The sequence below is a fragment of the Pacificimonas aurantium genome (assembly GCF_020092905.1).
Classification (GTDB): Bacteria; Pseudomonadota; Alphaproteobacteria; order Sphingomonadales; family Sphingomonadaceae; genus Pacificimonas; species Pacificimonas aurantium.
This window is the reverse complement of sequence record NZ_JAGSGB010000002.1, coordinates 539,532-563,945: the sequence shown is the minus strand read 5'-3', so window position 1 is coordinate 563,945 and position 24,414 is coordinate 539,532. Positions and strand designations below refer to the sequence as shown.

The window sequence follows — 24,414 nt, the reverse complement described above, 5'->3', positions numbered from 1 at the left end:
CCTTCGGGGGGCCCCAATCTGTTTTGGGGGACTTGGAATTTCCCCTACGTCTCTTCATGCGAAAGCGATGATGTTGATTCCCGGTCTGGCAAGCGCGGCGCTTCGGTTAAGTGGTCTTGTCGCCATCTTCCTCGTTGCCGCGTTCCAGGCGGCCCTCGCGACGGCGCAGTCCGACACCGACGTGGCGTCGGCTCCGCAAGTTGGCCCCCCAGTACCGCCGAACCTTCAACGCCCGTCGATCGAGACGGCATTCATGCCGGCAGAGCTTGAGACCGTCATGTCTGAGGCGCTCGCTGAGGCTCCTGAGATTCGCTCTTCCCGGACGCTCAGGCGCGCGGCGGATGCTGAGCTCGACGCTGCGCGCTGGCTGCGCTTCCCATCGATTTCCGTGAATGGCAATGCGTTCGGCGTCGGCGGCAATGGCGCCGGCGATACGTTCGCCAGTGAGCTGCAGATTGACCAGCCGATCTGGGCTGGCGGCCGGATTGGTGCCGGCATACGCCGCGCGCGCGCAGCGCAGGATCTTGCAAATGCTGAGATCCGGCAGGTCCGCTATCAGGTCGCGGAAACTGCCATCAATGTGTATTTCCAGGCTGTCGGTGCGCTGGCGCAAATCCGTATCCTCGACGACAGTCTCGAACAGCATCGCGCTCTCGTCGATCGGATCGGCCGCCGCGTAGAGGGAGGCGTCAGTCCCGTTTCGGATCTGAATCTCGCTCAGTCGCGGACAGCGCAGGTCGAGCAGAATTTGGCCTTCGCGCGCGCTGAACTCGGGACTGCCGAGGCGCGGCTTTCCGAACTGTTGCGGCAGCCCGATTTTGCAGTCGAGCATGTCCCGCCGTACCGTCCGATCTACCATCCTCCCGCCGAAGGTCTTGTCGATCGGGCGGTGGCCTGTGATCCGGAGCTTGAGATTCTCGCCGCCCGTATCGACGTGGCCGAGGCGGACGCGGCGGTGGCGCGTGCAGAGATCATGCCGCGCCTGAGCGCGCAATACTCACGCAGCGAGATTTTCGGCGACCGGGTCGGGCTGTCCCTCAGCGCCGCGACACAGGGCGGTCTCTCACCGCTTGCCCTCGCCAGCGCGGCACGCCAACGCGCGGAGGCGAACCGTCTAGATGTCCTGACGCGCCAGCGGACGCTGCGCGAGGATATTGCGTCCGACCTTGTCGCCAACCGCTCAGCGCAGAACCGCATCGCGACCGGGATCGATGCGGCACGGCTGTCGGAAGCCGTGCGCGAATCCTATTTCCGTCAATATGTTGCCGGTCGCCGGACCTGGCTCGACCTGATGAACGCCGTTCGTGAGGCCGCGTCGGCGGACGAGGCGCGTGCGCAGGCCGAAATTACCGCGATCGAAACGTCTTCCAGGCTCGCCTTGCGGGCCTGTCAGGTGATAGGCTTTGCCGCGCCCGACCTGGCAGATGACGAATGAACTTCTCTCTTTACGATATTCTTCCCGCCTACGCACATCTGTCTAAGGCGGATCTCGACCCGAATTGGGTGCTTGCCGCGCGGCGCGAAAATGAAACGCTGACCGACGAGCGCGCGCTCGAGCGGGTTGCCGAGCTGAATGGCTGGACGCCGCCCGAGCGTATCTCGAAGAAGCCGAGAGCGAATGCGTTTCCTCTGCTTGTGCACACCGGCGCCTTTGGCTGGGCGGTGGCGGAGCAGTGGCACAGCCGCAACGAAATCCAGTTGTTCGGCGGCGGCACCATGGCCTGGGACGACGTCAAGCTTGCCTATCGTCAGAAACTCCCCGGCGCCGGAAATCTTGAAAGCTCGGAAACAGCATTCGCGGTGTTTCGGGATGCGTTCATGGCGCGGAAGCCGCTGATCGTTGCGGCGATCATCGCCACCGTCACGATCAACCTGATTGCCGTCGCGACGTCGCTATATTCCATGCAGGTCTATGACCGCGTGATCCCGTTGGCGAGCTATCCGACGCTGACGGTCCTGACCGTCGGCGTGCTGGGCGCACTGCTCCTGGACTTCCTGCTCCGCTCTGCGCGGGCGCTTTTGCTCGAGCGCGAAGCGGCCGAGATGGATGTGGAGATTTCCGAGTTCTTCTTCTCCCGCGCACAGGCGATCCGCATGGACGCCCGCCCGCCGGGAGTGGGCACATTCGCGGCGCAGTTCCGCGGGTTGGAACAGGTGCGCAGCCTCCTGTCGTTCGGGTCGCTGTTCGCGGTGGCCGACCTTCCCTTTGCGGCATTTTTCGTGGCGGTCATCTGGTGGATTGCCGGACCCACCGTCGCGCTCGTGCCCATCGTGATCTTTCCGCTTTCGCTGCTTCTTGCCTTTCTGTTCGCCTGGAAAATCCGCAAGCAGAGTGCGGCGGCCATGGTCACCGGGCACCAGAAGAACGGCCTGCTCGTGGAGGCGTTCGATGCGGCTGAAACCCTCAAGGCTGCGCATGGCCGCTGGCATTTCGCCGCGCGCTGGAGCCGCTTGGTGGACGAAGTCCTCGGGCAGGAGGACAGCGTCAAGACCTGGTCGGCCGTCGCCTCGTCGCTCTTTGCTGTCCTCAGCCAGACGTCTTACGTTCTGATCGTCTGCGTCGGCGCCGTTCAGGCTGCACAGAACGAGATTACCATCGGTGCCCTGATCGCCTGCTCGATCCTCTCCAGCCGGATCAACGGCCCGCTCATCGGTCAGTTGCCCAGCCTGATCGTGCAGGCGAGCTACGCGCGGTCTTCACTCGCCCTTCTCGACGGCCTGCTTGCCCTGCCGGTCGAGCGCGAAGGCGCGCAAGGTGTACGCGCGGAGTCGCTGGAAGGCCCGCTGGAGCTAGAATATTGCCGCTTCGCCTATCCCGGCGGGGCTGCGGTCGTCGACATCGAACGGCTGCGGATCGAACCTGGCGAGACCGTCGCGCTGATCGGGGGCATCGGCTCGGGCAAGTCGACTCTCTTGCGCCTGCTTGCCGGCATCTATTCGCCGACGCAGGGTGCGGCCCGGGTAGGCGGGCTAGACATGTCGCAGATCGCCGACGAGCAGCTCCGCCGGCATATGGGCTACCTGCCTCAGGACTACAGGCTCGTGAACGGCACCTTGCGCGAAAATCTCGTGCTCGGCCTTCCCGATCCCGGCGACGAGGCGATTATCGCGGCGGCCCGCAAGACCGGCCTTATCCACATGGTCACAGACCATCCGCTTGGCCTGTCCCGGCCCATTTCGGAGGGGGGGCGTGGCCTCTCCGGCGGACAGCGGACGCTGACCGGCCTGACGCGTCTCTTCCTGATGCAGCCCTCGGTCTGGCTGCTCGACGAGCCGACCTCCAACCTGGACGCGACGACCGAAACGCGGGTGCTGCAAGGACTTCAGCAGAGCATGAAGTCGGGCGACAGTTTTGTTATGGTGACGCACAAGATGGCGCTCCTGTCGATGGTGCGCCGCGTAATCGTGCTGGCGAAGGGCCGCGTCTGGATGGACGGCACACCGCACGACGTGCTCGGCGAACTGAAGGAAAAGGCGAAGGAGCAAAAGGCCATCGCCCGCGAACAGGGGCGCATCAGCGCCGGATGATCGGTTGATCTGTCATGAAGTTGTTTAGACCCTCTATCCTCATCATCGCCATCAGCGCATTGTCGCTGTTCGGCTTCATTGCCTGGGCGAACTGGGCCGAGCTCGACCAGATCGCGCGGGCGCAGGGCGAGGTCATTCCCGTTGGGCGCATCCAGCTGCTGCAGTCCTCCGAAGGCGGAGTCATCACGGAGATTCTCGTGCGCGAAGGCGACGAGGTCGAAGAGGGCGAGCTTCTCATGCGGCTCGACGATGTGAAGCCGGCCGCCGGTGTCGAGGAAACGCGCGCGGCCACGGCGGCGCTGACGGCCACGGTCGCGCGGCTGCGCGCCGAGGCATTCGACCAGCCTCTCGTTTTCCCTCCGGAGGTCGAGGCCTATCCGGAATTCGCGGCGAACCAGCGACAACTCTATGCCAAGCGGCGGCAGGCCCTGCGCGAGCAGGTGAGCACGCTGCGCAGCCAGTTGAGTCTGGCCGAGGAAGAGCTCGCTCTGAACGAACCACTCGTCGACAGTGGTGACGTCGCCGCCGTCGATGTCATCCGCATGCAGCGTCAGGTCGCGGACCTACGCGGCCAGATCGTCAACGCCGAGAATGAGTATTTCCGGGAGGTGCAGACCGAATTGTCGTCGGCGCAGGAGGAACTGGTAGCCGCGCAGCAGCAGCTTGCCCAGCGCGTCGACGTGCTCGAGGATACGGAGATCTACGCCCCCGTCGCCGGCATCGTGAAGAATATCAGGCTGACGACCATCGGAGGCGTTCTCCAGCCGGGTGACGAGATCATGCAGATCGTCCCCACCGAGGATGAACTGATCGTCGAGGCGAAGGTCTCACCGGTCGACGTAGCCTTCGTGAATCTTGGTCAGGAGGCCTCGATCCGCTTCGACGCTTATGACAGTTCGATTTACGGCCGTGGCCGGGGCGAAGTGGTGTTCATCAGTCCCGACACGCTCAGCGAGAAGGGACCGAGCGGCCAGGAAGTCGTTTATTACCGCGTTCACCTGAAGCTCGATACGTCATCGATGCGCACGCGCTATCGCGGGGAGACGATCGAGCTCCAACCCGGTATGACGGCCACCGCCGACATTCTGACGGGCGAAAACACGGTCTTTGCCTATCTGACAAAGCCGATCACGAAGACGGTCGAGGATTCTCTTGGGGAGAGATAGCCGCACCGCTTGACGCCGCGAACCCTTCTCGCGCAACAGGCAGGGGCAGGCGCCCGTAGCTCAGCTGGATAGAGCGCGAGACTTCTAATCTTGAGGCCGCAGGTTCGAATCCTGCCGGGCGCGCCATTTCGGTTCAAAGGCACGAACGCCTAGCACCGCCGCCTCTACGCCAGAGGCGGCGGTTAGCGTTCGGAGCAGTTCGCTCCGCAGCCCACGGATGCGGACCTCCTTTCGGCTCACCACTTCAACCCGCTGCGCGACCGCGCGAATCTGATCGCGGGCGAACGTCCCATCGCCGTTCCGCAGCTTCTTGCGCAGGGCCGCCGCAAACGCCCGGAGGGTTTCCGGCGTGATCGCTGGGCCGATCTTTACGATATGCGCCAAGGCGCGTTCGGAATCGCCCTTAGCCTGGTCGCGCGTCGCGGTCAGCTCGGTGATGCGATCCTTGAGCGACGGGTCGTTCACGTCGATCACGCCATTCTCGATCGCGTCATAGAGGCGCTTGAGCTTCGCTTCGGCCTCGGTCGCGCGCCGTTCAAGATCGGCGACATGCTCGCGGCGCTGGTTCACCCACTCGTCGCGCCGTTCGAGGATCTGATCCATCAGAGCTTCGAGCCGCGCCGGGTCGAGCAACCGGGCTTCGAGATGATCGACCACGGCCTCATTGAGCCGATCCATCGGCACGGTGATGCCGGGACAGCCGGTCGCTCCCTGCCGCGCCTTCGTCGAACAGGTGTAGTAGCGGTATTCCCGCCCGACGCTGCTGGTGCCGGTGCGCAGCGTCATCGCGCCGCCGCAGCACGCGCAGAAGCAGATGCCGGTGAGCAGCGTCGGGCCGCCCACCGCCATCGGCGGCATCATCTTCGGGCTGCGCGCCTTGAGCGACCGCTGGACAGCCTCGAACTCCGCTTCCGAGACAATCGCCGGCACTTCCATGACGGCATGTTCGCTCTCCGGCTTCGGCGTCTTCGTCTTGTGATCGCGGGTATTGAAGCGGTGCTGGCCGATATAGGTCGTCCGGGTGAGCACCTGATGCACCGCACCCAAGCCCCAGCGCCCGCCGTCGCGGGTGCGGATGTTGTTTTCATTGAGCCATGTGGCGATCGACTTGAGACCCATCGGCCCTTTGTTATCGACGCCGTTCAATGCCATGCGATAGATGCGCCGCACCGTCTCGGCCTGGATTGGGTCGATCTCCAGCTTCTTCTTGATCTTCGCTCCGCGCTCTCCGGCCGCGACCACGCGATAGCCGATCGGCGCACGCGCGCCGTTCCAGAAGCCTTGCCGCGCGTTCTCCTTCATCGCCCGCAACGTGTGCTTGCCGTTCTCCTTCGACTGATACTCGTCGAACAGCGTCATGATCTGGCGCATCATCACGCTCATGGGATCGTCGCCCAGGTCTTGCGTGATCGAGATGAGCTTCACCCCGTTCTTTGCCAGCTTGCGAACGTAGAACTCGAACTGGAACTGGTCGCGGAAGAACCGCGAGAAGCTGTGGACGAGGATGATGTTGAACGGCGACGGCTTTTGCATCGCCGCGTCGATCATCGCCTGGAAAGCGGGGCGACGATCGTCGGTCGCCGTGTTGCCCGGCTCGACGAACTCGGCCGTGACCTCCCAGCCGCGAGACAGGCAATAGCCCTCGATCTGGCGGCGCTGGTCCGGGATCGACAGATCGCTATCGGCTTGGCGGCCGGTCGAAACGCGCAGGTAGAGCGCCGCGCGGGCGGTCGCCACAACCGGTGCCCCATCCTCATCTCGTCGCAGGGCGGCGCTGGTCATGACGCTTCACTCCTCACTTCACGGCAGCGGTCCGAACAGCTTGTCCAGCGCTTGCCGCATGTGGCCTTCAATCGCGCGCAACTCGGCGTCGCCGATCGGAACTTGCTCCGGCCAGTCATCGGTGACGACGACCGGCCCATCATCTTCGCGCAACCGACGCGAAGCGCGGCGGGGTGCAAGCTGACTTGTGTAGTCGTGTAGGTCATCCGGGCACTCGGCCCAGCGACGAGGCGTGCGGCGGCGGAGCTTGCGAGGAAGGGCCATTCCAACAGGCTGCCTCGCACCCGCGCCTTGCACAAAGTTTCTGTCGCGTCGTAGCGCAGATAAGGGCGTGCTGCGGCGGACGTCATGCTTCCCCCCAAGGATCGACAACGGTGATGCCGCAGTCGGTGAAATCGCGGACATTGCGAGTCGCCAATCGTGCGCCGCGCGAGCGCACGATGGCGGCGATTTGCGCATCAATCTGGCTGATCGGCTTGCCGCCCTGTTTCCGCCCGGCGGCGATCTCTGGATAGGCGCCGGCCGCGTCGGTATCGAACGGCAGCACGCGTCCGGCAAGATCGACATCGAACATGGGGCGCGCCGCTGCCAGCAGGTCATCGCGGCGGCGTCCCTCGGGAAGCAGCGCCAGACCGTAGAAGATTTCCGCCTGCGTCAGCGTCGTCGTGAACACGCCTGCCATCGGCTGCTCGGCGATCCACGCCATGACCCTCGGGTCAGGCTCGCGCCGCATCAACTCGGAAATGACGTTGGTGTCGAGAACGATCATTCGCCGAAGTCCACCGCCCGGATCGGCTCGCGGGGCCGGTCAGGCAGATCGACGCCGCCCAGCGCGCCAAAGCGTTCATGGATCGCCTGGCCCAGATTGCGAGGCCGCGGGATTTCGGTCGAGAGCGCCGAACGCAGGATGTCACGGGCCTCATCTTCCATCGACCGGCCGTGCATCGCCGCGCGCAGGCGCAGGCGATTTTTGATCGCGTCGTCGATGTTTCGGATCGTCATGACCGCCATTACGCACCTCCATAAGTCATTGACTGCATGTTAGTCGATGAAGTGGGAAATTGCAAGGTTAGGGTTGGCGCCTCCCTACGGGACCGCCGCTCTATCTTCGCTTCGCTCCGACCGAGCCCCTGACGGGTCTCGTCCCTGCCGGGTGACGATCAGCATGGCGGAGCGGCGCTGGCGCGCCGGTCGGTCAATCCGCCCTGCGGATTGCGGGGTCGTTCGAGCTGCGGAGATCGGGCCAGGGCTGCGCCGGCCCGATCGCATTGTTTGTAGCTCTCCCCGTCGGTGGGGTGGGCGACGCTTCCCTCTAGGCCCGCCGCGCCGGGCCGCAACGCGCGTACCGCGCTTACCTCCTCTGCGTTCCGGCCCTGCGGGTGCTGCCCGGCTCCGCCGGCGGGCCTGCCGGTCCGCTCCTTCGCCGCCCACCCCATTCCGGGGTGAGTGCGGTTTGAAGGAGAAGTGTGATGAACGCTGTTACCGAAACCGTTGCCGCCGAGCCTGTGTCGGGCGTCGAGCTTTCCGTGCCTCTCGCTAAGCTCAAGAAGTCCCCCCGCAATGCCCGCAAGGTGCCGCATGGGGAGGCCGCTATCGAGGCGCTGGCCGCTTCGATCCAGCACAAGGGGCTGATCCAGAACCTTGTCGTGGAGCCGGAAACCAAGGAGGACGGAACCCCGACCGGCTATTATCTCGTCACCGCTGGCGAGGGCCGCAGGCTGGCGATGCTGCTGCGCGCCAAGCGCAAGCAGATCAAGAAATCGGAGCCCGTGCGCTGCTGGCTCGATACGGCGAACGACCCGTCCGAGATCAGTTTGGACGAGAACGTGACCCGGACCCCGATGCACCCCGCCGATCAGTTCGAGCGGTTCCGCGAGCTTGCGGACGGCAAGGGCTGGGGCGCGGAGGAAATCGGCGCGCGGTTCGGCGTGTCGGCTTCCGTGGTGAAGCAGCGGCTTCGCCTTGGCGCGGTCAGCCCCAAGCTGTTGCAGGTCTATCGGGAGGACGGCCTTACGCTCGATCAGCTTATGGCCTTCGCCATCACTGAGGACCATGCTCGGCAGGAGCAGGTTTTCGAGGGTCTGCATCACAACCGCGAACCGTGGATCATCCGGCGCGACATGACCGCTGCCAACGTCCCGGCGACCGACCGGCGCGCGGTGTTCGTCGGAGCCGACGCCTATGTGGAGGCGGGCGGCAGCATCATCCGCGACCTGTTCAGCGAGGACCGGGGCGGGTTCTTCGAGGATGCGGGCTTGCTCGATACGCTAACCACCGAGAAGCTGCGGGAGGTTGCCGAGCAGGTGCAAGCCGAGGGCTGGAAATGGGCCGAGGCGCATATCGACTATCCCCACGCCCACGGGATGCGCCGGTTCTATCCGCAGTCGGTTCCGCTGTCCGACGAGGACGAGGCGCGGCTGGAGGCGCTGTCCACCGAGCATGACGAGCTTGCCGAAGGCTATTCGTCCTATGACGATATGCCCGAGGACGTGGCGACGAAGCTGGAGGCGGTGTCCGACGAGATCGACGCCATTTCCGAGAAGCGCCATGCCTACGACGCCAACGTGGTCGCGTATGGCGGCGCGTTCGTGGTGCTTCACTATGACGGCAGTGTCAGGGTCGAGCGCGGTTTCGTCCGTCTTGAGGACGAGGCGCTGGCGGACCCGCAGCCCGAACCGGAAGCCAAAGGCGATGCGCCCGAACCGCAGGCCGGGGAGGACGAGCAGCCGGAGGACGGCGACGAGGACGTGCGGGAAATCGAGGAGGAGGACGAGGAACCGGGCAAGCCCATTTCCGACAGCCTCACCCGCGACCTGTCCGCCTATCGGACGCTGGCGCTTCGCGTGGCGTTGGCCGACCAGCCGGACACGGCGTTGGTCGCGCTGACCCACACGCTCACCGCGCAACTGTTCTACAGCTATGCGGAGGCGGGTTGCCTTGAGGTCCGTCCGACCGTGACCCCCTTGGGGAGCCACGCGGACGGGATCGAGGATACGCCCTTGGCGGCGCGGTCGAGCGAGCAGCACGAGGCTTGGGCCGAGCGGATGCCGCGTGACATCGCGGGCCTGTGGGACTTCATCGTCGGACTGGACGAGGCGAAGCGGCTGGCGTTGCTGGCGCATTGCGCGGCTCGCACCGTCAACGCCCTGCGGCTGCCGTGGGACCGCAAGCCCCGGACGCTACAAACCGCCGACCGGCTGGCAAGCGCGCTGGCGCTGGACGTGGCGAAGGACTGGACGCCTACCGTGGACAGCTACCTTGGCCGCGTTACCAAGGCGCACATCGTCGAGGCCGTGACCGAAGGCGTGTCCGAGGATGCCGCCCGCCGTATCGCGGACATGAAGAAGCCGGACATGGCGCAAGCCGCCGAGCAGCTTCTGGCCGGGACCGGCTGGCTGCCTGCCGTGCTGCGGACGCCAACGCCGGAGGCCGAGCAGCCCGCGACCATCGAGGTCGACGACACCGAGGCCGTGGAGCAGCCGTCCGAAACGGAGGACGGCGAAGCGTTCTACGCCGTCGCCGCCGAGTAGCGGCACCGGGCCGGGGCCGCGCGAGCGGTCCCGGCCTTGCTCTCACCCTAAAAAAATCGGCCGCGCGCGGGCGCGCGGCCGACCTTGTTGCGTGTCGCCTTGCGTCGAACCATCCTCGCCGATAGCCAGCTTGGCAGGCGGAACGGGGATACGGGGTAGCAGTGGCAAAGGCGATCGATCTGTCGAACGGCAGAGCATGGAAGACCCAAAGCGCCGCCTTGGCTCATTTCAAGGATATGCTCGCCCGCTATTCCGATGAGGACGTGGTCGAAGACCGTGCCGACCATGACGACCTGATTGCCCTTCTCGAACGCTATGATGCCGTGATCGTCGATGGCCCCTCGAAGATCGGCGACGGGGTGGACTCCTTTTTCCGGCGCCGGAACACCGGCGACGGCTACTCGACGCCCGGTTTCTGGGTGCGGCGCGTTGACGGGAGTGAGACGGATTTCAGCTATCTGGCGGCCGTTCGGGGAGCCCCGAAATCAAACGCCCAGGAGTTCTATGACGCCTGCCGGGCGGCGGTGGCCGCAGATTTGAAAGCCGCCAAAGCCCGGCACTTCAAGACCTACGGCGACGAACTCGGCCGCGTTCCCTGCGAGCTGACCGATGAGCTTATCACCATCGACGCGGCTCATATCGACCACGCCTATCCGACATTCGGCCAACTGGTCCTGAGCTTTCGCGCCGCGCGGGGATGGCAGCACGAAGTGCCCCCCGGCACCGTCACCGTCCCGGCAGACAGCCAAACCACGACGACATTCGTCGATCCGGCCGTTGTCGCCGCGTTCCGGCAATTCCATCATGGCGCCGCCATTCTGAGAATCGTGGCCCGGACCCGCAATCTGGCGATGTCGGCCGGGCAGCGCAGGCCAAAGGTTCGCAGGCCGGTGGTTTTGACCTGAATCATCGCTGACCCTCGCGACGGAGAGCTTATGGTTGTGCCATCCATAGTATAGTGGCGGACCAAGGGGGGATTCGGCGTGGTCCAGGCAATTCAACTACTGCGGAATATTGGCCAGTTCGATTCGGTGAACGCTGGCGCTCAGATTCCGTTCGCGAAGCTCACGGTTGTCTATGGCGAGAATGGGCGCGGGAAGACGACGCTCACCGCCATCCTGCGCTCCCTCGCAACGGGGGCCGCCGCGCCGATCAGCGATCGGCATCGTCTCGGCGCCGCCAATCCCCCGCATGTGGTGATCGGCTTGGCCGCCGGAGCGCCCGCCGTCTTCGAAAACGGCGCCTGGTCCCGAACCGAGCCCAATGTCGCCGTTTTCGACGATGAGTTCGTTGCGCAGAACGTGTGCTCGGGCATTGAGGTTATTCCCGGCAATCGCCAGAACCTGCATGAGTTGATCGTCGGGAGCCAGGGTGTCGCGCTGAACGCCGCCGTGCAAACGCATGTCGATCGGATCGAGCAGCACAACCGTGATCTCCGCGCCAAGGCCGATGCGATTCCCGCCGCGCGGCGCGGCGGGCTCGACGCCGAGGCATTCTGCGCGCTGCAACCGATCCCCGACCTCGACCGGGAATTGGCCGACGCAGAAAAGCGCCTGGCCGCAGCGCGGTCGTCGGAGGTGGTCGCGACGGCAGCGATATTTCCAGCGCTCTCCCTGCCAGCCTTCGACCTCGACGCCTTGGACGGGCTTCTCGGCCGAGATTTGCCGGGTCTGGAAGAGGCGGCGGCCGAGCGGGTGCAGGCCCATATCGCGCTGCTTGCCCGTGGCGGTGAGCGCTGGATTGGCGAAGGGCTGACGCACGCCGACCATGCCGCGGCGGCAGGCCCGGCCATCTGTCCGTTCTGCGCCCAGGATCTCGCCGGCTCTTCCGTGATCGGGCACTACCGCGCCTATTTCGGTGACGCCTACAACGACTTGAAGCGCGACATCGCCAACGCGATCCAAGCCCTCACGACCACCCATGCCGGCGACGTGCCGGCCGCCTTCGAGCGCACCGTGCGCGAAGCGATCGAGCGCCGCGAATTTTGGCAGGCTTTCACGGAAGTCCCCGCCATCCAGATCGACACCGCGGAAATTGCGCGCGCCTGGAAAGCCGCCCGCGACGGCATCATGGAGCGTTTGAAAGCCAAGCAGGCCGCCCCGCTGGAGCCCTTGGCGCTAGGCGACGACGTGCGCGCCGCCGTCGCGACCTATGAGGAACAGCGGGTGGGCCTTGATCGGGTTGCTGCGGTCTTGGTGCAGGCGAATGAGGCTCTGGCACTCGTCAAGGAAGAAGCGCGCGCGGCCAACGTCGCCGCGCTTGCCGCCGATCTGACGCGGCTTCGCGCTGTCGAGGCCCGACATCAGCCGGACATGGCCGCGCTCTGCACCGCCTATGTTGACGAGCGCGATGAGAAGGGCCGGACCGAGACCGCGCGGGACCAAGCCCGCGAGGCGCTGAACCAATATCGTCAGAACGTCTTCCCGGCCTACCAAGACGCGGTGAACGACTATCTGCGTCGTTTCAACGCCGGCTTTCGCTTGGGCAACGTCGCCCCCGTGAACAATCGCGGCGGATCGGCCGCCAACTACAATGTGCTCATCAACAATATCGCCGTGGGGCTCAACGCTGCCGAGGGACCGTGTTTCCGGACCGCGCTGAGTGCTGGCGACCGCAACACCTTGGCGCTCGCCTTCTTTTTCGCCACGCTCGAACGTGACCAGGCGCTCGCGCAGAAGATTGTCGTGATCGACGATCCTATGAGCAGCCTTGATGAGCACCGCACCCTGCACACCGTGCAAGAGATTCACCGTCTCGCGGGCGCCGTGGGGCAGGTCATCGTCCTCTCGCACTCGAAGCCGTTCATCCTCAATGTCTGGGAAAAGTGCGGCGCGCTCCCGCGCGCCTCGCTCCAGGTTGTGCGCGCGCAGCAGGGCTCGACGCTGGTGGCCTGGGACGTCACCGGCGACATGATTACGCTGCACGACAAGAGACACGCCGATGCGCTCGCCTATCTCCAAGCGGCGGACCCGGCCGTCGAGCGCAAGATCGCGGAGTCGCTTCGCCCGATGCTCGAAACCTTTGTCCGCGTCGCCTTCCCCGCGCAGTTCAGGCCCGGCGGTAAGCTCGGTCAGTTCGCAGATATTTGCCGTCAACGGCTCGGAACGGCCGACGAGATACTGGGGCCAAACGACACCGCCGAGCTACGGGCGCTTCTCGACTTCGGCAACCGCTATCACCACGATGAGAACCCGGCTTACCAAACCGAGGCGATTAACGATCGCGAGCTGGCCGACTTCACGAGGCGAACGCTCGCCTTCGCTTCACGTCCTCGGCAGTGATGATCGCCCGGCCAAGCGGGGGACCGGCTAACGCCCGCTGATGCTCTTGGCCCGCGTGAGGCATGGCGCCGTCGATGCCATGTTCCGCCCCGATATTTGCCGACCACCCCGCACAGCCTCGTAATGGCCTGATCTGATCGGAGGACGCCTCCGTCTCGATCGTCTTGGCGCAACGGCGTCGCACGGCTTTTTTCCGCCGCCTCCGGCTTTGCATCGCGATCCAAAAAAGCCGCCCGCCGCCGTCCTGCACTTCGTTCCGGCCGCCCACGGTGCGCAGCCGCTCGCCACCGATCCGTCGATCGCCATCGAGGCCGCGATGGGCGTGGCTCGAGCAAATGGAGATTACGACATGGCTACGATCGGCACCTTCACCGCCAATGACAAGGGCGAGTTCAACGGCGTCATCAAGACGCTCACCCTCAACACCAAGGCCGTCTTCCGCCCGATTGAGAGGAATGGCGACAAGTCTCCCGACTTCCGCGTCACCGTCGGCAACCTCGACATTGGGGCCGCCTGGAAGAAGACCAGCCGCGAGGATCGCGCCTACTTCTCGGTCAAGCTCGACGATCCGACCTTCCCGGCACCGATCTACGCCACCCTCTCAGAGACCGATACCGCCGGCGAGTACGCGCTGATCTGGTCTCGCTGATCCGCCGCAGCGCCCCGCTCCACGGAGCGGGGCGCCTCTTGTCGGGAAAAGTTGGCTAGCCGGGCAGCGAATCGAACAGCGGAAGCGGCATCGGTGCGCGCTCCGGCAGCGCGCCGGCATCGTAGGGCGCAATCGCCACCCATTCGACAGCCCAGTCCAGCGTCAGCTTGCCGGGGCCGATGCGCGAGAAACCGGCACCGTCCACCACGACTCGGAAATCGAAGCGATCCTCCTCGGCTTCGAGGCGACCTTCGATCAGCGAACCGTCGCTTGCCGCCAGCAGGAAACGCTCCTCAACCGCGTCATAGGGCACGCGTAGCGTCTTGGTGATGTCGCCCGCGACCGCGATGCGCCGGCCGGGCTGTCCCGTGATCGTGATGCTCATACCGACTCCTTGCCGCCGGTTTGGATCAAAACAGGAACAAATGGCAAGGGCTGTTTGCTGGCGCCGCAGAGCGGCGCGGTGCTTGGGGCTCTGCCCCCGGCGCACTGCAAGCGGCTTCCGCCCAGCTTCCCTCGCTTCGCTCAGTGCAGCCGGTTCCCCGCGAAGCCGCCTTCCGTTTGCACCCCCGGTCTCGCCGACGGGCAGGGTTTCAGCGCGGCGCTCCGCTGCGCGGAAACCCAAGCTCAAGGAGTTCAGCCATGTATCATCAACTTGCCACGCGGTTTGGCCGGAACGCCCATCAGATCAGCGGTCGGGAGCCGCTCGACAACGAGGCGCTTTATCGGCACGTCCCGTCCATCTTCGCCCGTGAGGCGCACGACAGCCGTTCGGAGCGGTATGTTTATGTGCCCACTATCGACATTGTGGAGGGACTGCGCCGTGAAGGATGGTTCCCCTTCTTCGCTGTCCAGTCGGTGCCGCGTGATGGAAGCCGCCACGGCCACGCCAAGCATATGCTGCGCCTGCGCCGGGACGAGGGCATCGGCAAGGCCGAGGCCGCCGAAGTCATCATCGTGAACAGCCATGACGGGACCAGCGCCTATCAGATGTTCGCCGGGATGCTGCGGTTCGTTTGCACCAACAGCATGATCGCGGGCGAGCGGTTCGAGGAGGTCCGCGTTCCGCACAAGGGCAACATCGAGCACGACATTATCGAGGGCGTCTATGCCGTCGCCGAGGACTTCCCCCGGCTGATCGACGCCAGCGAGTCGATGAAGTCCATCCAGCTTTCCGAGGACGAGCGGCGGTTGCTCGGCGAGGTTAGCCTTGTCGCTCGCTACGGAGAGGATGAAAGCCCGCTGCGGCCCGAGCAGATCATCGAGCCGCGCCGGCGCGAGGATGTGGACCGCAGCTTGTGGACCACATTCAATGTCATTCAGGAGAATGTCATTCGGGGCGGATTGCAGGGCCGCAAGCGCAACGCCGAGGGCCGTATCCGCCGCGCACAGACTCGCGCGATCAACGGCATCGACCAGAATGTGACGCTGAACCGCGCGCTCTGGACGCTCGCCGAGGGAATGCAGCGCCTCAAGGCAGCCTAAGGTTCGCCGCCGCAGGGTCGAAGTTCCGGCCCTGCGGCTTCCGCGATTTCGCGCCGATCCGCTTCACCGGATCGGCGGCAGGCGCGCGCCCCATAGGTCCGCGCGACTGCAATGGCGCGCTCGCCGGGCTGGCGCCCGGCTCGCGCTGGGTAGTGGTAAAATCCCTGCCGCTGTCCTAAAAGGACAGCGGGCCGCTACGCGGCGGCCTGGGGTTGGTAGCCCCACGTTTAGCGGTTTGGTGTCGGCCGAAACGACGCCGCGAATCCTTGACCATGCGGTCGGGGAGCCTGCGACGTATGTCCAGGCGCTCCGGTGCTAAAGGTCGTAGGGCCGACTAAACGCGGTTTACCACTCCCCGATCACGGGTTCAGGAGCTGTTTGCGGGGGCGCACCGCAAACCAGCAGCTCCGTGAGTGATTGTCGAGCAATGCGGATTGCGCACCTAGTTATGCTGAGCAAGCGCATCGAAAATGCTTCGCCGAGGGTCTATTGGTTAACGCGGGCCAAGACGTGAGGGCATGATGGGCAACAACCATTTTCATGACCGAGCGCCTGATTCGCCGCAACTCACCGAGTACGACGAAGGCCATTTGACCGCTTATCTTCGCCTGCTCGATGCTGACGCAGAAGGGACCGACTGGCGGGAGATTGCCGCCGCTATTTTCGGCATCGACGTGGGCGCGGAACCCCATCGCGCCAAGGCGATGCACGAGAGTCATCTTGCCCGCGCGCGGTGGATGACAGAGATTGGATATGCGCATCTGCTCGGCTGCAACCGGCCGCTAAATCGTTAAGATTGAACCCCAAATTGGAAGTATTCGCGCCGCCTTCGCCGCACGGTTGATCGCTATCTTTGCGCTATAATAGCCAGGACAACCGGAAGATGTTGCGCTCCTGACGCGCGCTAAGCGCGGTTGGGAGGATGCAATGCCGACGCCGCCAAGGCGTCGCCAGCGGCGCGCCGACGGACTGTCCGGCGCCCTCGGGCGCGCCGATTTCGCCGCTGAGTTTCTACGCCGAAACCGCACCTATCGCGCCGAACACAAGCAGATGCAGCAGCGCATCGCAAGCGGCGCCGTCGCGCAAAGTGCCGCCGAGATGGCCTTCGCGCGGCGATGGGGGTTGTCCTTTCGCTACGGCGCCGGATGACCTCTCAGAGCCGGTCCCCTGGCGCCCGGAACTGACCGCCGTCACGGTCATCCTCGACGCAGCGCCGGAAGGATTCGACAGCGCTTCGCCGGTCGATCCTCGCGCACTCGGCGGGCTGCTCGCCGACCTAGCCGGCATCGACGGACGCCATGTCATCGTCGCCGACGCGGCGGGTGAGCATCGGCTGTGGCTGCGCGATCCGCAGCCCGGCCGGCCGCTCGCTGCCGTCATCCCGCTCGACAAGGATTTTGTCACCCGCATCGCCAGCTTGCTGCGCTTCCATCGCCGCCTGCTCGGCCGCGCCGCCGGGCCGCTGCCGCGCGGCTGGCCGCTGACCGCCTATCGGCTCGCCCGGCTCGACCTGATGCTCCGCGCGCTCGACCTGCGCGACGGCGGCGCGACCTATCGCGAGATCGCGGTGGCGCTCGGGCGCGACGAGGCGGCGCGGCTGTCCGCGAGCGATTGGAAGATGTCCGCCGCGCGGTCGTTCGTCGTCCGGCTGGTCCGCGACGGCATCGCCATGATGAACGGCGACTACCGCAAGCTGCTCCGCATCCGCTGATCCGCTCCCCGCTGCCACCCCGCGCGGGGGGGGGCACATCCGTGCAGCCGCACATCTTCATACCCCACCCGGCCGCCTCCCTTCTGACAATTACGCCTCCTGCCGCCACCGCCCGCAGGAGCCGTCACTTGTCCGATACGCCCACCAACCTGCCGCCCCGCTTTCTGCGCACGCCGGAAGCCGCGCGCTTTCTCGGCCTCTCCGGCCGCACCCTTGAGAAGCACCGCTATTTTGGGACCGGGCCGGCCTACCGCCGCATCGGCGGCCGGGTGGTTTATTCGGTCGATGACCTGCGCGCCTGGGCCGACATCGGCATCAAGCATTCGACCTCCGATCCGGGACAGGACGACCTCATGCCGCGCGCGGACTCGGCCATCGCCCGGAGCCGGCGATGACCGTCCCCCTGTCCCCGATGCGTCATCGCCAGCCGTCCGACGACGGTATGACTCGCGTCGAGTTGACCTGGATCGAGAAGCGGATTGAGCACTGGATCAGGTTCGGGCGCGTCGCCGTTGACGAGATCGTCGACCGCCGCCGCCGCATCGTCCGCTTCCGTCCCGGCGCCATCTTCGCGTTCGTCCGCTGGGCCGCCAACGACTACGGCACGGTCAGCTCGCGCATCGACATCGTGCGCGCGGTCGGCGTGGGCGAGCCGTTCACGACGCTGCCGTTCGTGCGGCCCGGCGGCGACATCCTGCTCAAGATCGAGGGCTGGCCGAAGGTCAGCCAAGTGCTCGCCGCAATCGACGCGGCCGAGGCCGCGGGCGTCGATCCCTGCGATGCCGCGCCCGATCATTGGCGACACGTCGCCAACCGCATCGCCGCCGGACATCAGCCGCGCCCCTATACGCTGGAGCGTCATCGCGCCTGGCTCAAGCGCCGGGAGATCGAAGGATGACGCGCCGTGGATGGACCATCGCGACGGCTTCCGCCGCGTCGCTGTTCGCCGTGTCGTTCACCGCCGTCGCGGTATTCGACCCGCTGCCGCGCGTCATCTGGAACGCCAGCGCGAGCGCGCCGCTCGGCCTCTACCGCATCGAGCCCGACCGCGATCCCGCTATCGGCGCGCTGGTCGCCGTGACGCCGCCCGCGCCGCTGGCGCGGTGGCTGGCCGAGCGCGGCTATCTCGGCGAGCGCGTGCCGCTGTTGAAGCATGTCGCGGCTAAGGCCGGGCAGCGCGTGTGCCGGATCGGCGCCGTGGTGAGCGTCGATGCACGGCCGGTCGTCGTCGCCTTGGCGCGTGATGGACGAGGCCGGTCGCTGCCTGTCTGGCAGGGCTGCCGCACGCTGCGCGCCGGCGAGCTGCTGATGCTCAATCCCGATCACGCCGACAGCATGGACGGCCGCTATTTCGGGCCGCTGCCGGCCTCGACCGTGCTCGGCCGCGCCATGCCCGTGCTCACCCGCGACACCCCGAACGCGCCGCTCGCGTGGCGCTGAACCCGCTTGTCCCTGCCAACCCTAAGGAGAGTCCCATGCAGATCGGCAGCTTTTTCCGTACCGCCAGCGGCTACGAAGGCATCATCGAGACGGCGACGCTCGACATCCGCATCTCGATCGTCCCGGCCGAGGCGAGCGACGCCGACAAGGCGCCGGACTGGCGCGTTCATCGCGGCGACGGCGGCGAAGGGCCAGAGATCGGCGCGGGCTGGAACGAGACCGGCGAACGCGCCGGGGACTACGTCTCGCTGCGCATCGACGATCCCGCCTTCGCGCAGCCGCTCCGCGCCGCGCTGTTCCAGAACACCGGCGACAAGTCGGCCTGGTCGCTGCGCTGGAACCGCCAGCCGAAGTCGCGCGAGCAGGACTGATCCGGTGCGCTTGTCCATCATCCCTTTGTTCGCGGGAAAGCCGTCTCATCCCTCCGTCCCGCTCGGTCGCAGGCCGGCCGGGGCGCGCAGCGAAGGTCAAGGGCGGCCGCAGGCCGGCGCAGCGCGCGCACCCTTGAGCGTAGCGAGCACGCTGGCAGGCTGGCGGCGGAGTGGAGTCGGATCGGCGTTGGCATTGGCCGTCGCGCTGCTGTCCGGCGGGGCTGCGCCGGTCGCGGCGACGGCGCAGGATTTGCCGGCCGCGCGATCGGCGGCGGTTCATCCCTACGCCGGCCACGTCGCCGATGCCGCGCGGCGGTTCGGCATCCCCGAGGCATGGATATGGGCGGTGATGCGCGTCGAGAGCGGCGGCAACTCGCGCGCCGTCTCGCGCGCGGGTGCGATGGGATTGATGCAGATCATGCCCGCGACCTGGACCGATCTTCGCGCGCGATATGGCCTCGGCGCTGACCCGTTCGACGTGCGCGACAACATCATGGCGGGCGCGGCCTATCTGCGCGCGATGCACGACCGATACGGCAACGCGAGCGCGATGCTGGCGGCCTATAATGCGGGACCGGGCCGCTACGACGACTTCGTGTCGCACGGCCGCCCGCTGCCGCCCGAGACGGTCGGCTACCTCGCCCAGCTCACCGCCGCCATCGGCACGTCGGGCGCTGCGGAGGTGGCGGTTAGCGCGCCGCCCGATCCGTTCGCCTGGCGACGTGCCGCACTGTTCGTCCGCACCGCGAGCGCCGCGTCCGAGGGCGTCTCCGTGCAGTCGGACGATGAAGAACCCGCGCCCGAACTGCCGACCGATGGGGCGACATCCGGCGACGTTAGCGCCGTCGCTCTTCCTGCCAGCGAGCCGGCGGACACGCTGTTCGTCCCCCGCGCCCGCGCGGGCCGACCGCAATGATCCGCGCGTCATCCCCATCATCCGTCCCGAGCAGGAAAGTGGCTGGGGAGGGAGAAAACGGCAGGGACAGACGAGGGCAAGATATAAGCCGCACCCCGTTTCGCCGAAAAGCCAAGGCTTTTCCGTGGCTTCATGCGGGGGCGTCGGTCGGCGCGCGTGCCGCGCGGAAGGGAAAAGCAAGCAAAATCAACGTCTCGAATGGCACCACGGGCCATTTACGGCCGAAAGCGGCCCGGCCGTGAGCGAGGACAGTGAGTTCCGCGTTCGGCCGGGCAAGGCCAAGCGCAGCAAGGCGCAGGGCCGCAATGCGCGCGGCCTGGTGGCCGAGGTGCTGCGCGTGGCCGCGATCCACAGCGGAGGCCGGCGCACCGGGGGCGGCTCGCGCCGAGGTCGCCAATCCAGTTTCGGGCGGGGACGAACAGCATTTGCCCGCAGCCGGTTATTCGGATCGGGCCGTCGAGTGATGGTGAAGGCGCTACCCGTGAACCATCGCAGTCGCGGGGGCCGACGCATGGCGCCGCTGTCCGCGCACGTCGCCTATTTGAAGCGCGAAGGCGTCACCCGTGACCGTTCCCCGACGCGCATGTTCGACGCGGCCGGAGACAATGCCGACGATCGCGCATTCACCGAGCGGTGCAAGGATGACCGGCATCATTTCCGCATCATCGTCTCGCCGGAGGATGCGGCCGAGCTGACCGACCTACGCGAATACACCCGCGATCTCGTGCGGCAGATGGAAACGGATTTGGGGACGCGGCTCGATTGGGTCGCGGTCGATCATTGGAACACCGACAACCCGCACGTTCATATGCTCGTGCGCGGTGTCACCGACACCGGCACCGATCTCGTCATGGCGCGGGACTATATCAGCCACAACCTGCGCTCCCACGCCGAGGAGCTGGCGCAGGCCGAACTTGGGCCGAAGCCTGAGCATGAAGTGCAGCGCGCGCTCGACCGAGAAGTGACGGCCGAGCGCTGGACGCGGCTCGATACCGAGATCGGCCGCGCGGCCGACGAACTGGGGGTCATCGACCTGCGCCCCGAGCGGCCCGGTCCGGCCGATCCGCGCCTCCGCCGGTTAATGGTCGGCCGCTTGCAGCATCTGGAGACGATGGGGCTCGCCGCTGAGGGTGAGCCCGGACAGTGGGCGGTTGCCGAAGGCGCGCAAGGCAAGCTGCGCGAGCTGGCCGCGCGCGGCGACATTATCCGCACCATCGGACAGGCTCTGAAAGATCACGGGCAGGACCGGCCGCTGGAAAGCTACGCGGTTGTGAGCGGCGCGCCGGAAAAGCCAATCGTCGGCCGGCTGATCGACAAGGGGTTGCACGACGAGCTGTATGGCGCGGCCTATGCCGTGATCGACGGCACGGACGGCCGCACCCATCATGTGCGGCTGCCCGGAATTGAAGCGCTGGAGCAAAGCCCGACGCTCGGCGGGATCGTCGAGCTGCGCGCTATAGGCAAGCCGGGCGAGCCGAAGCCCACCCTGATCCTCGCCACGCGATCGGACCTCGACCTCGCCGCGCAGGTGAAGGCGCCCGGCGCGACCTGGCTTGACCATCGGCTGATCGAGCGCGGCACGGGTGTCGCGGATGGCGGGTTCGGTGCGGAGGTGTGCCGTGCGATGGACGCGCGCACCGATCATCTTGTCCGCGAGGGGCTGGCGCGCCGCTATGGCCAACGCGCGGTGTTCGAGCGCGGCTTGCTCGACACGCTGCGCAAGCGCGAGCTGGACGCCGTTGGCGCGAAGATCGCGGGCGAAACGGGCCTTGCGTATCGCCCGACCACCTCCGGCGAGAAGATTGCCGGCGTAGTCCGCCAGCGCCTCGCACTCGCCTCCGGTCGCTTCGCCATGATCGACGACGGGCTCGGCTTCCGTCTCGTGCCCTGGGCCAGCGCGCTCGAACAGCAGCTCGGTCGCCAAGTGTCCGGTGTCGTTCGCGCTGGTGGCGGCATCGACCTAGCGCTCGGCCGCAAGCGCGGCCTCGGCCTCTGACAAGGAAACAGCCATGTCCGCGACGAAAATCCTGTGGGGCCAGATCATCGCTGTCTTTCTGATCGTGCTCGCAGGTGTGTGGGGCGCGACGCAATGGACCGCCGCGGCCTTGGCCTATCAACCCGAGCTGGGGCCGCCCTGGTTCATCGTCGGCGGCTGGCGTGTCTATCCGCCGCCGGCCTTCTTTTGGTGGTGGTTCTCGTTCGACGCATACGCGCCAGCCATCTTCAAGACCGGCGCATTCATCGCCGCGTCGGGCGGGTTCGTGTCAATCGCCGTCGCCATTGGAATGTCTGTGTGGCGTGCGCGCGAGTTGAAGAACGCCGAGACCTACGGCTCGGCACGCTGGGCGACAACGCGCGAGGTTCGGGCGGCCGGGCTGCTGGGCGCGAACGGCGTCGTGCTCGGCAGACTCGACCGGGACTATCTGCGCCACGATGGCCCCGAGCATGTGCTGTGCTTCGCTCCGACGCGGAGCGGCAAGGGCGTCGGGTTGGTTGTGCCGTCGCTACTCACCTGGCCGGCCTCCGCGATCGTCCACGACATAAAAGGCGAGAACTGGTCGCTGACCTCGGGCTTCCGCGCGCGACACGGCCGCGTGCTGCTGTTCGATCCGACCAATGCCGCATCGGCTGCCTACAACCCGTTGCTGGAAGTGCGGCGCGGCCAATGGGAGGTGCGCGATGTGCAGAATGTGGCGGACGTGCTGGTCGATCCCGAAGGCAGCCTGGAGCGCCGGAACCATTGGGAAAAAACGTCGCACTCGCTGCTGGTCGGCGCGATCCTTCACGTCCTCTATGCCGAGCCGGACAAGACGTTGGCCGGCGTCGCGTCGTACCTCTCCGATCCATCTCGCACGATCGAGCAGACGCTGGCCGCGATGATGGCGACGCCGCACCTTGGCGAAGCCGGCGTTCATCCCGTCGTCGCCAGCGCGGCGCGAGAGCTGCTGAACAAGTCGGATAACGAGCGGTCGGGCGTGCTCAGCACGGCCATGTCGTTCCTCGGTCTCTACCGCGATCCTGTTGTGGCGCAGGTCACGCGGGCCTGCCAGTGGCGCATATCGGATCTGGTGGGGGGCGAACGGCCGGCGACGCTCTATCTGGTCGTGCCGCCCAGCGACATATCGCGCACCAAGCCACTCATCCGCCTCATCCTCAACCAGATCGGGCGCCGTTTGACCGAGGAGCTGACCCCGAAGGGCAACCGCCACCGCGTGCTCCTGATGCTCGACGAGTTTCCCGCCTTAGGCCGGCTCGACTTCTTCGAGTCTGCCTTGGCGTTCATGGCCGGCTACGGGCTCAAGGCGTTCCTGATCGCGCAGAGCCTCAATCAGATCGAGAAGGCTTACGGCCCGAACAACGCGATCCTCGACAACTGCCACGTCCGCGTGAGCTTCGCCACCAACGATGAGCGGACCGCCAAGCGCGTCTCGGACGCGCTCGGCACCGCGACCGAGATGCGGGCGATGAAGAACTATGCGGGTCACAGGCTTTCGCCCTGGCTCGGGCATCTGATGGTGTCGCGGTCAGAGACCGCTCGCCAGCTCCTCACGCCGGGCGAGGTGATGCAGCTGCCGCCCGATGACGAGATCGTCATGGTGGCGGGCGTCCATCCGATCCGGGCGAAGAAGGCCCGCTACTACCGCGACGCACGGTTCGCCGAACGTATCATGTCCGCGCCCACCCCTGACGCCGCCCAGGTCCGGCGCGATGACTGGACGGGCCGCGCCGTCATCGCCGATCCCGCCGCCGTGGCGCAGATCGTCCGTTCGGCGGAGGACGCGGCGAACGGCGGATTGCGCCGCGAACCCGAACTGCCGGAGCATGTCGCCATCGCGCCCGAGACCTCGCCACCGCCCGCGCAGGAGTTTGCGATCATGGACGACGAACCCGACGACGCCGCGCGGCAGGCGGCGGTGCGGCGCCGGATGCAGGGGCTCGCGCGGCAAGCGTCGCTCGACCCCGGCGATGGTATCGAGCTGTAGGCGGCGATCATGCGCGTCCGGCTCAATGTCTATTTTCCGCCAGCGCTCGCCAAGCAGGTTGACGAGCTGGCGATCCGCCGCCGCATCTCTCGCTCGGCAATCGTGGAGGCGGCGGTCGCCTCCTACCTCTCGCCGGACGGCGCCGACCGGATGGAGGCGGCGTTCGCTCGACGGCTCGATCGCTTGTCGCGTCAGGTCCAGCGGCTTGAGCGCGACACCGGACTCACGATTGAGGCACTGACGTTGTTTGTGCGGTTCTGGCTGACGGTGACGCCGCCATTGCCCGACGAGGATCAAGCGGCCGCGCAGGTGAAGGGACGCAAGCGCTACGAGGGTTTCGTCGAGACGCTCGGCCGGCGCTTCGCCAGCGGCAAGAGCTTGAGGGACGAGATACCGGAAGATGTCTGGCCGCGCTCCACTTCGACTGAGTCGGACTGAATAGACACGCCAACCACCGCGTAGTCGAAAAGCAATTCCGCCGCCGACCACGTATCTGCCGCCCCCTCTACTACGCCAGCAAGTAGCTGTTGCGGCAGAAGTATTTATGCGTCTCTTGCTGTGCCCCGACAGCC

The 24,414-nt window shown here is 66.3% G+C and carries 23 protein-coding genes and 1 tRNA gene; 20 read left to right on the top strand and 4 right to left on the bottom strand.

Annotated elements, in window-relative coordinates; all coding sequences use genetic code 11:
• Positions 1–67 precede the first annotated feature (67 nt).
• The 4 genes from KCN53_RS09535 (at position 68) to KCN53_RS09520 (ending at position 4,820) form a co-directional block, all read left to right on the top strand.
• The gene (locus KCN53_RS09535; RefSeq protein ID WP_088712603.1) at positions 68–1,435 is read left to right on the top strand and encodes a TolC family protein; all 1,368 of its coding nucleotides are present in this window, start codon (positions 68–70) and stop codon (positions 1,433–1,435) included.
• Positions 1,432–3,528: an ATP-binding cassette domain-containing protein gene (locus tag KCN53_RS09530; RefSeq protein ID WP_088712604.1), complete on the top strand. Its 2,097-nt coding sequence runs from the start codon at positions 1,432–1,434 to the stop codon at positions 3,526–3,528. Before KCN53_RS09535 ends, KCN53_RS09530 begins: the two co-directional genes overlap by 4 nt.
• Before the next feature lie 14 nt (positions 3,529–3,542).
• On the top strand, positions 3,543–4,694 hold the full coding sequence (locus KCN53_RS09525; protein WP_088712605.1) for an HlyD family type I secretion periplasmic adaptor subunit: 1,152 nt from the start codon (positions 3,543–3,545) through the stop codon (positions 4,692–4,694).
• A gap of 49 nt (positions 4,695–4,743) precedes the next feature.
• Positions 4,744–4,820: transfer RNA gene (locus tag KCN53_RS09520), tRNA-Arg, on the top strand.
• Here the strand turns inward: KCN53_RS09520 and KCN53_RS09515 are convergent.
• The 3 genes from KCN53_RS09515 to KCN53_RS09505 form a co-directional block, all read right to left on the bottom strand.
• Positions 4,779–6,476, bottom strand: coding sequence for a recombinase family protein (locus KCN53_RS09515; RefSeq protein ID WP_088713445.1), 1,698 nt, complete (start codon positions 6,474–6,476; stop codon positions 4,779–4,781). The genes KCN53_RS09520 and KCN53_RS09515 overlap by 42 nt on opposite strands.
• A gap of 346 nt (positions 6,477–6,822) precedes the next feature.
• Complete coding sequence (locus tag KCN53_RS09510) at positions 6,823–7,245, bottom strand: type II toxin-antitoxin system VapC family toxin (protein WP_088712607.1); 423 nt, start codon at positions 7,243–7,245, stop codon at positions 6,823–6,825.
• A complete protein-coding gene (locus KCN53_RS09505; protein WP_088712608.1) occupies positions 7,242–7,487 on the bottom strand; it encodes a FitA-like ribbon-helix-helix domain-containing protein in 246 nt (81 codons plus the stop codon). Before KCN53_RS09505 ends, KCN53_RS09510 begins: the two co-directional genes overlap by 4 nt.
• Positions 7,488–7,945: 458 nt before the next feature.
• Here KCN53_RS09505 and KCN53_RS09500 point away from each other — a divergent pair, with 458 nt between their 5' ends.
• From KCN53_RS09500 to KCN53_RS09485, 4 genes are all read left to right on the top strand, one after another.
• On the top strand, positions 7,946–10,006 hold the full coding sequence (locus KCN53_RS09500) for a ParB/RepB/Spo0J family partition protein (protein ID WP_088712609.1): 2,061 nt from the start codon (positions 7,946–7,948) through the stop codon (positions 10,004–10,006).
• Positions 10,007–10,167: 161 nt separating this feature from the next.
• Positions 10,168–10,911, top strand: a complete 744-nt coding sequence (locus KCN53_RS09495; protein ID WP_088712610.1) for a DCL family protein — start codon at positions 10,168–10,170, stop codon at positions 10,909–10,911.
• Positions 10,912–10,989: 78 nt separating this feature from the next.
• Positions 10,990–13,287, top strand: coding sequence for an AAA family ATPase (locus tag KCN53_RS09490; RefSeq protein ID WP_088712611.1), 2,298 nt, complete (start codon positions 10,990–10,992; stop codon positions 13,285–13,287).
• Positions 13,288–13,495: 208 nt separating this feature from the next.
• A complete protein-coding gene (locus tag KCN53_RS09485) occupies positions 13,496–13,936 on the top strand; it encodes a DUF736 domain-containing protein (RefSeq protein WP_431768021.1) in 441 nt (146 codons plus the stop codon).
• A 55-nt stretch (positions 13,937–13,991) separates the two neighbouring features.
• Here KCN53_RS09485 and KCN53_RS09480 read toward each other — a convergent pair whose 3' ends face one another.
• Positions 13,992–14,321 (bottom strand): hypothetical protein, encoded by a 330-nt coding sequence (locus KCN53_RS09480; protein WP_088712612.1) that lies wholly within the window; start codon positions 14,319–14,321, stop codon positions 13,992–13,994.
• A 257-nt stretch (positions 14,322–14,578) separates the two neighbouring features.
• Here KCN53_RS09480 and KCN53_RS09475 point away from each other — a divergent pair, with 257 nt between their 5' ends.
• The 12 genes from KCN53_RS09475 to KCN53_RS09420 all read left to right on the top strand — a co-directional run bounded on the left by KCN53_RS09475 (position 14,579) and on the right by KCN53_RS09420 (position 24,280).
• Positions 14,579–15,421 carry a DUF932 domain-containing protein gene (locus tag KCN53_RS09475; RefSeq protein ID WP_088712613.1) on the top strand — a complete coding sequence of 281 codons (843 nt, stop codon included), beginning with the start codon at positions 14,579–14,581 and terminating at the stop codon, positions 15,419–15,421.
• Positions 15,422–15,942: 521 nt separating this feature from the next.
• On the top strand, positions 15,943–16,215 hold the full coding sequence (locus tag KCN53_RS09470) for a DNA -binding domain-containing protein (RefSeq protein ID WP_088713447.1): 273 nt from the start codon (positions 15,943–15,945) through the stop codon (positions 16,213–16,215).
• A gap of 133 nt (positions 16,216–16,348) precedes the next feature.
• A complete protein-coding gene (locus tag KCN53_RS09465) occupies positions 16,349–16,570 on the top strand; it encodes a transcriptional regulator domain-containing protein (protein ID WP_088712614.1) in 222 nt (73 codons plus the stop codon).
• The gene (locus tag KCN53_RS09460) at positions 16,509–17,132 is read left to right on the top strand and encodes a DUF2285 domain-containing protein (RefSeq protein ID WP_210308524.1); all 624 of its coding nucleotides are present in this window, start codon (positions 16,509–16,511) and stop codon (positions 17,130–17,132) included. Before KCN53_RS09465 ends, KCN53_RS09460 begins: the two co-directional genes overlap by 62 nt.
• 128 nt (positions 17,133–17,260) lie before the next feature.
• Positions 17,261–17,527, top strand: a complete 267-nt coding sequence (locus KCN53_RS09455; protein WP_015459426.1) for a helix-turn-helix transcriptional regulator — start codon at positions 17,261–17,263, stop codon at positions 17,525–17,527.
• Positions 17,524–18,030, top strand: a complete 507-nt coding sequence (locus tag KCN53_RS09450) for a DUF2840 domain-containing protein (RefSeq protein WP_088712615.1) — start codon at positions 17,524–17,526, stop codon at positions 18,028–18,030. Before KCN53_RS09455 ends, KCN53_RS09450 begins: the two co-directional genes overlap by 4 nt.
• Entirely contained in the window at positions 18,027–18,572 is a 546-nt protein-coding gene (locus tag KCN53_RS09445) for a S26 family signal peptidase (protein WP_088712616.1), read from the top strand. Before KCN53_RS09450 ends, KCN53_RS09445 begins: the two co-directional genes overlap by 4 nt.
• 35 nt (positions 18,573–18,607) lie before the next feature.
• Positions 18,608–18,943: a DUF736 domain-containing protein gene (locus KCN53_RS09440; RefSeq protein ID WP_088712617.1), complete on the top strand. Its 336-nt coding sequence runs from the start codon at positions 18,608–18,610 to the stop codon at positions 18,941–18,943.
• Between the two features lie 133 nt (positions 18,944–19,076).
• Entirely contained in the window at positions 19,077–19,859 is a 783-nt protein-coding gene (locus tag KCN53_RS09435) for a lytic transglycosylase domain-containing protein (RefSeq protein ID WP_224199559.1), read from the top strand.
• A 238-nt stretch (positions 19,860–20,097) separates the two neighbouring features.
• Entirely contained in the window at positions 20,098–21,855 is a 1,758-nt protein-coding gene (locus tag KCN53_RS09430) for a relaxase/mobilization nuclease domain-containing protein (RefSeq protein WP_054725789.1), read from the top strand.
• 13 nt (positions 21,856–21,868) lie between these two features.
• Positions 21,869–23,842, top strand: coding sequence for a conjugal transfer protein TraG (locus tag KCN53_RS09425; RefSeq protein WP_054725794.1), 1,974 nt, complete (start codon positions 21,869–21,871; stop codon positions 23,840–23,842).
• 9 nt (positions 23,843–23,851) lie between these two features.
• A complete protein-coding gene (locus KCN53_RS09420; protein ID WP_054725797.1) occupies positions 23,852–24,280 on the top strand; it encodes a ribbon-helix-helix domain-containing protein in 429 nt (142 codons plus the stop codon).
• Positions 24,281–24,414: the final 134 nt, after the last annotated feature.

What these genes read in the sequence shown, in the direction of transcription:
- KCN53_RS09505 (WP_088712608.1), bottom strand. Translation starts at nt 7,487, where the DNA reads ATGGCGGTCATGACGATCCGAAACATCGACGACGCGATCAAAAATCGC.
- KCN53_RS09450 (WP_088712615.1), top strand. Translation starts at nt 17,524, where the DNA reads ATGACCGTCCCCCTGTCCCCGATGCGTCATCGCCAGCCGTCCGACGAC.
- KCN53_RS09525 (WP_088712605.1), top strand. Translation starts at nt 3,543, where the DNA reads ATGAAGTTGTTTAGACCCTCTATCCTCATCATCGCCATCAGCGCATTG.
- KCN53_RS09425 (WP_054725794.1), top strand. Translation starts at nt 21,869, where the DNA reads ATGTCCGCGACGAAAATCCTGTGGGGCCAGATCATCGCTGTCTTTCTG.
- KCN53_RS09470 (WP_088713447.1), top strand. Translation starts at nt 15,943, where the DNA reads ATGGGCAACAACCATTTTCATGACCGAGCGCCTGATTCGCCGCAACTC.
- KCN53_RS09420 (WP_054725797.1), top strand. Translation starts at nt 23,852, where the DNA reads ATGCGCGTCCGGCTCAATGTCTATTTTCCGCCAGCGCTCGCCAAGCAG.
- KCN53_RS09510 (WP_088712607.1), bottom strand. Translation starts at nt 7,245, where the DNA reads ATGATCGTTCTCGACACCAACGTCATTTCCGAGTTGATGCGGCGCGAG.
- KCN53_RS09535 (WP_088712603.1), top strand. Translation starts at nt 68, where the DNA reads ATGATGTTGATTCCCGGTCTGGCAAGCGCGGCGCTTCGGTTAAGTGGT.
- KCN53_RS09475 (WP_088712613.1), top strand. Translation starts at nt 14,579, where the DNA reads ATGTATCATCAACTTGCCACGCGGTTTGGCCGGAACGCCCATCAGATC.
- KCN53_RS09500 (WP_088712609.1), top strand. Translation starts at nt 7,946, where the DNA reads ATGAACGCTGTTACCGAAACCGTTGCCGCCGAGCCTGTGTCGGGCGTC.
- KCN53_RS09445 (WP_088712616.1), top strand. Translation starts at nt 18,027, where the DNA reads ATGACGCGCCGTGGATGGACCATCGCGACGGCTTCCGCCGCGTCGCTG.
- KCN53_RS09480 (WP_088712612.1), bottom strand. Translation starts at nt 14,321, where the DNA reads ATGAGCATCACGATCACGGGACAGCCCGGCCGGCGCATCGCGGTCGCG.
- KCN53_RS09515 (WP_088713445.1), bottom strand. Translation starts at nt 6,476, where the DNA reads ATGACCAGCGCCGCCCTGCGACGAGATGAGGATGGGGCACCGGTTGTG.
- KCN53_RS09465 (WP_088712614.1), top strand. Translation starts at nt 16,349, where the DNA reads ATGCCGACGCCGCCAAGGCGTCGCCAGCGGCGCGCCGACGGACTGTCC.
- KCN53_RS09530 (WP_088712604.1), top strand. Translation starts at nt 1,432, where the DNA reads ATGAACTTCTCTCTTTACGATATTCTTCCCGCCTACGCACATCTGTCT.
- KCN53_RS09440 (WP_088712617.1), top strand. Translation starts at nt 18,608, where the DNA reads ATGCAGATCGGCAGCTTTTTCCGTACCGCCAGCGGCTACGAAGGCATC.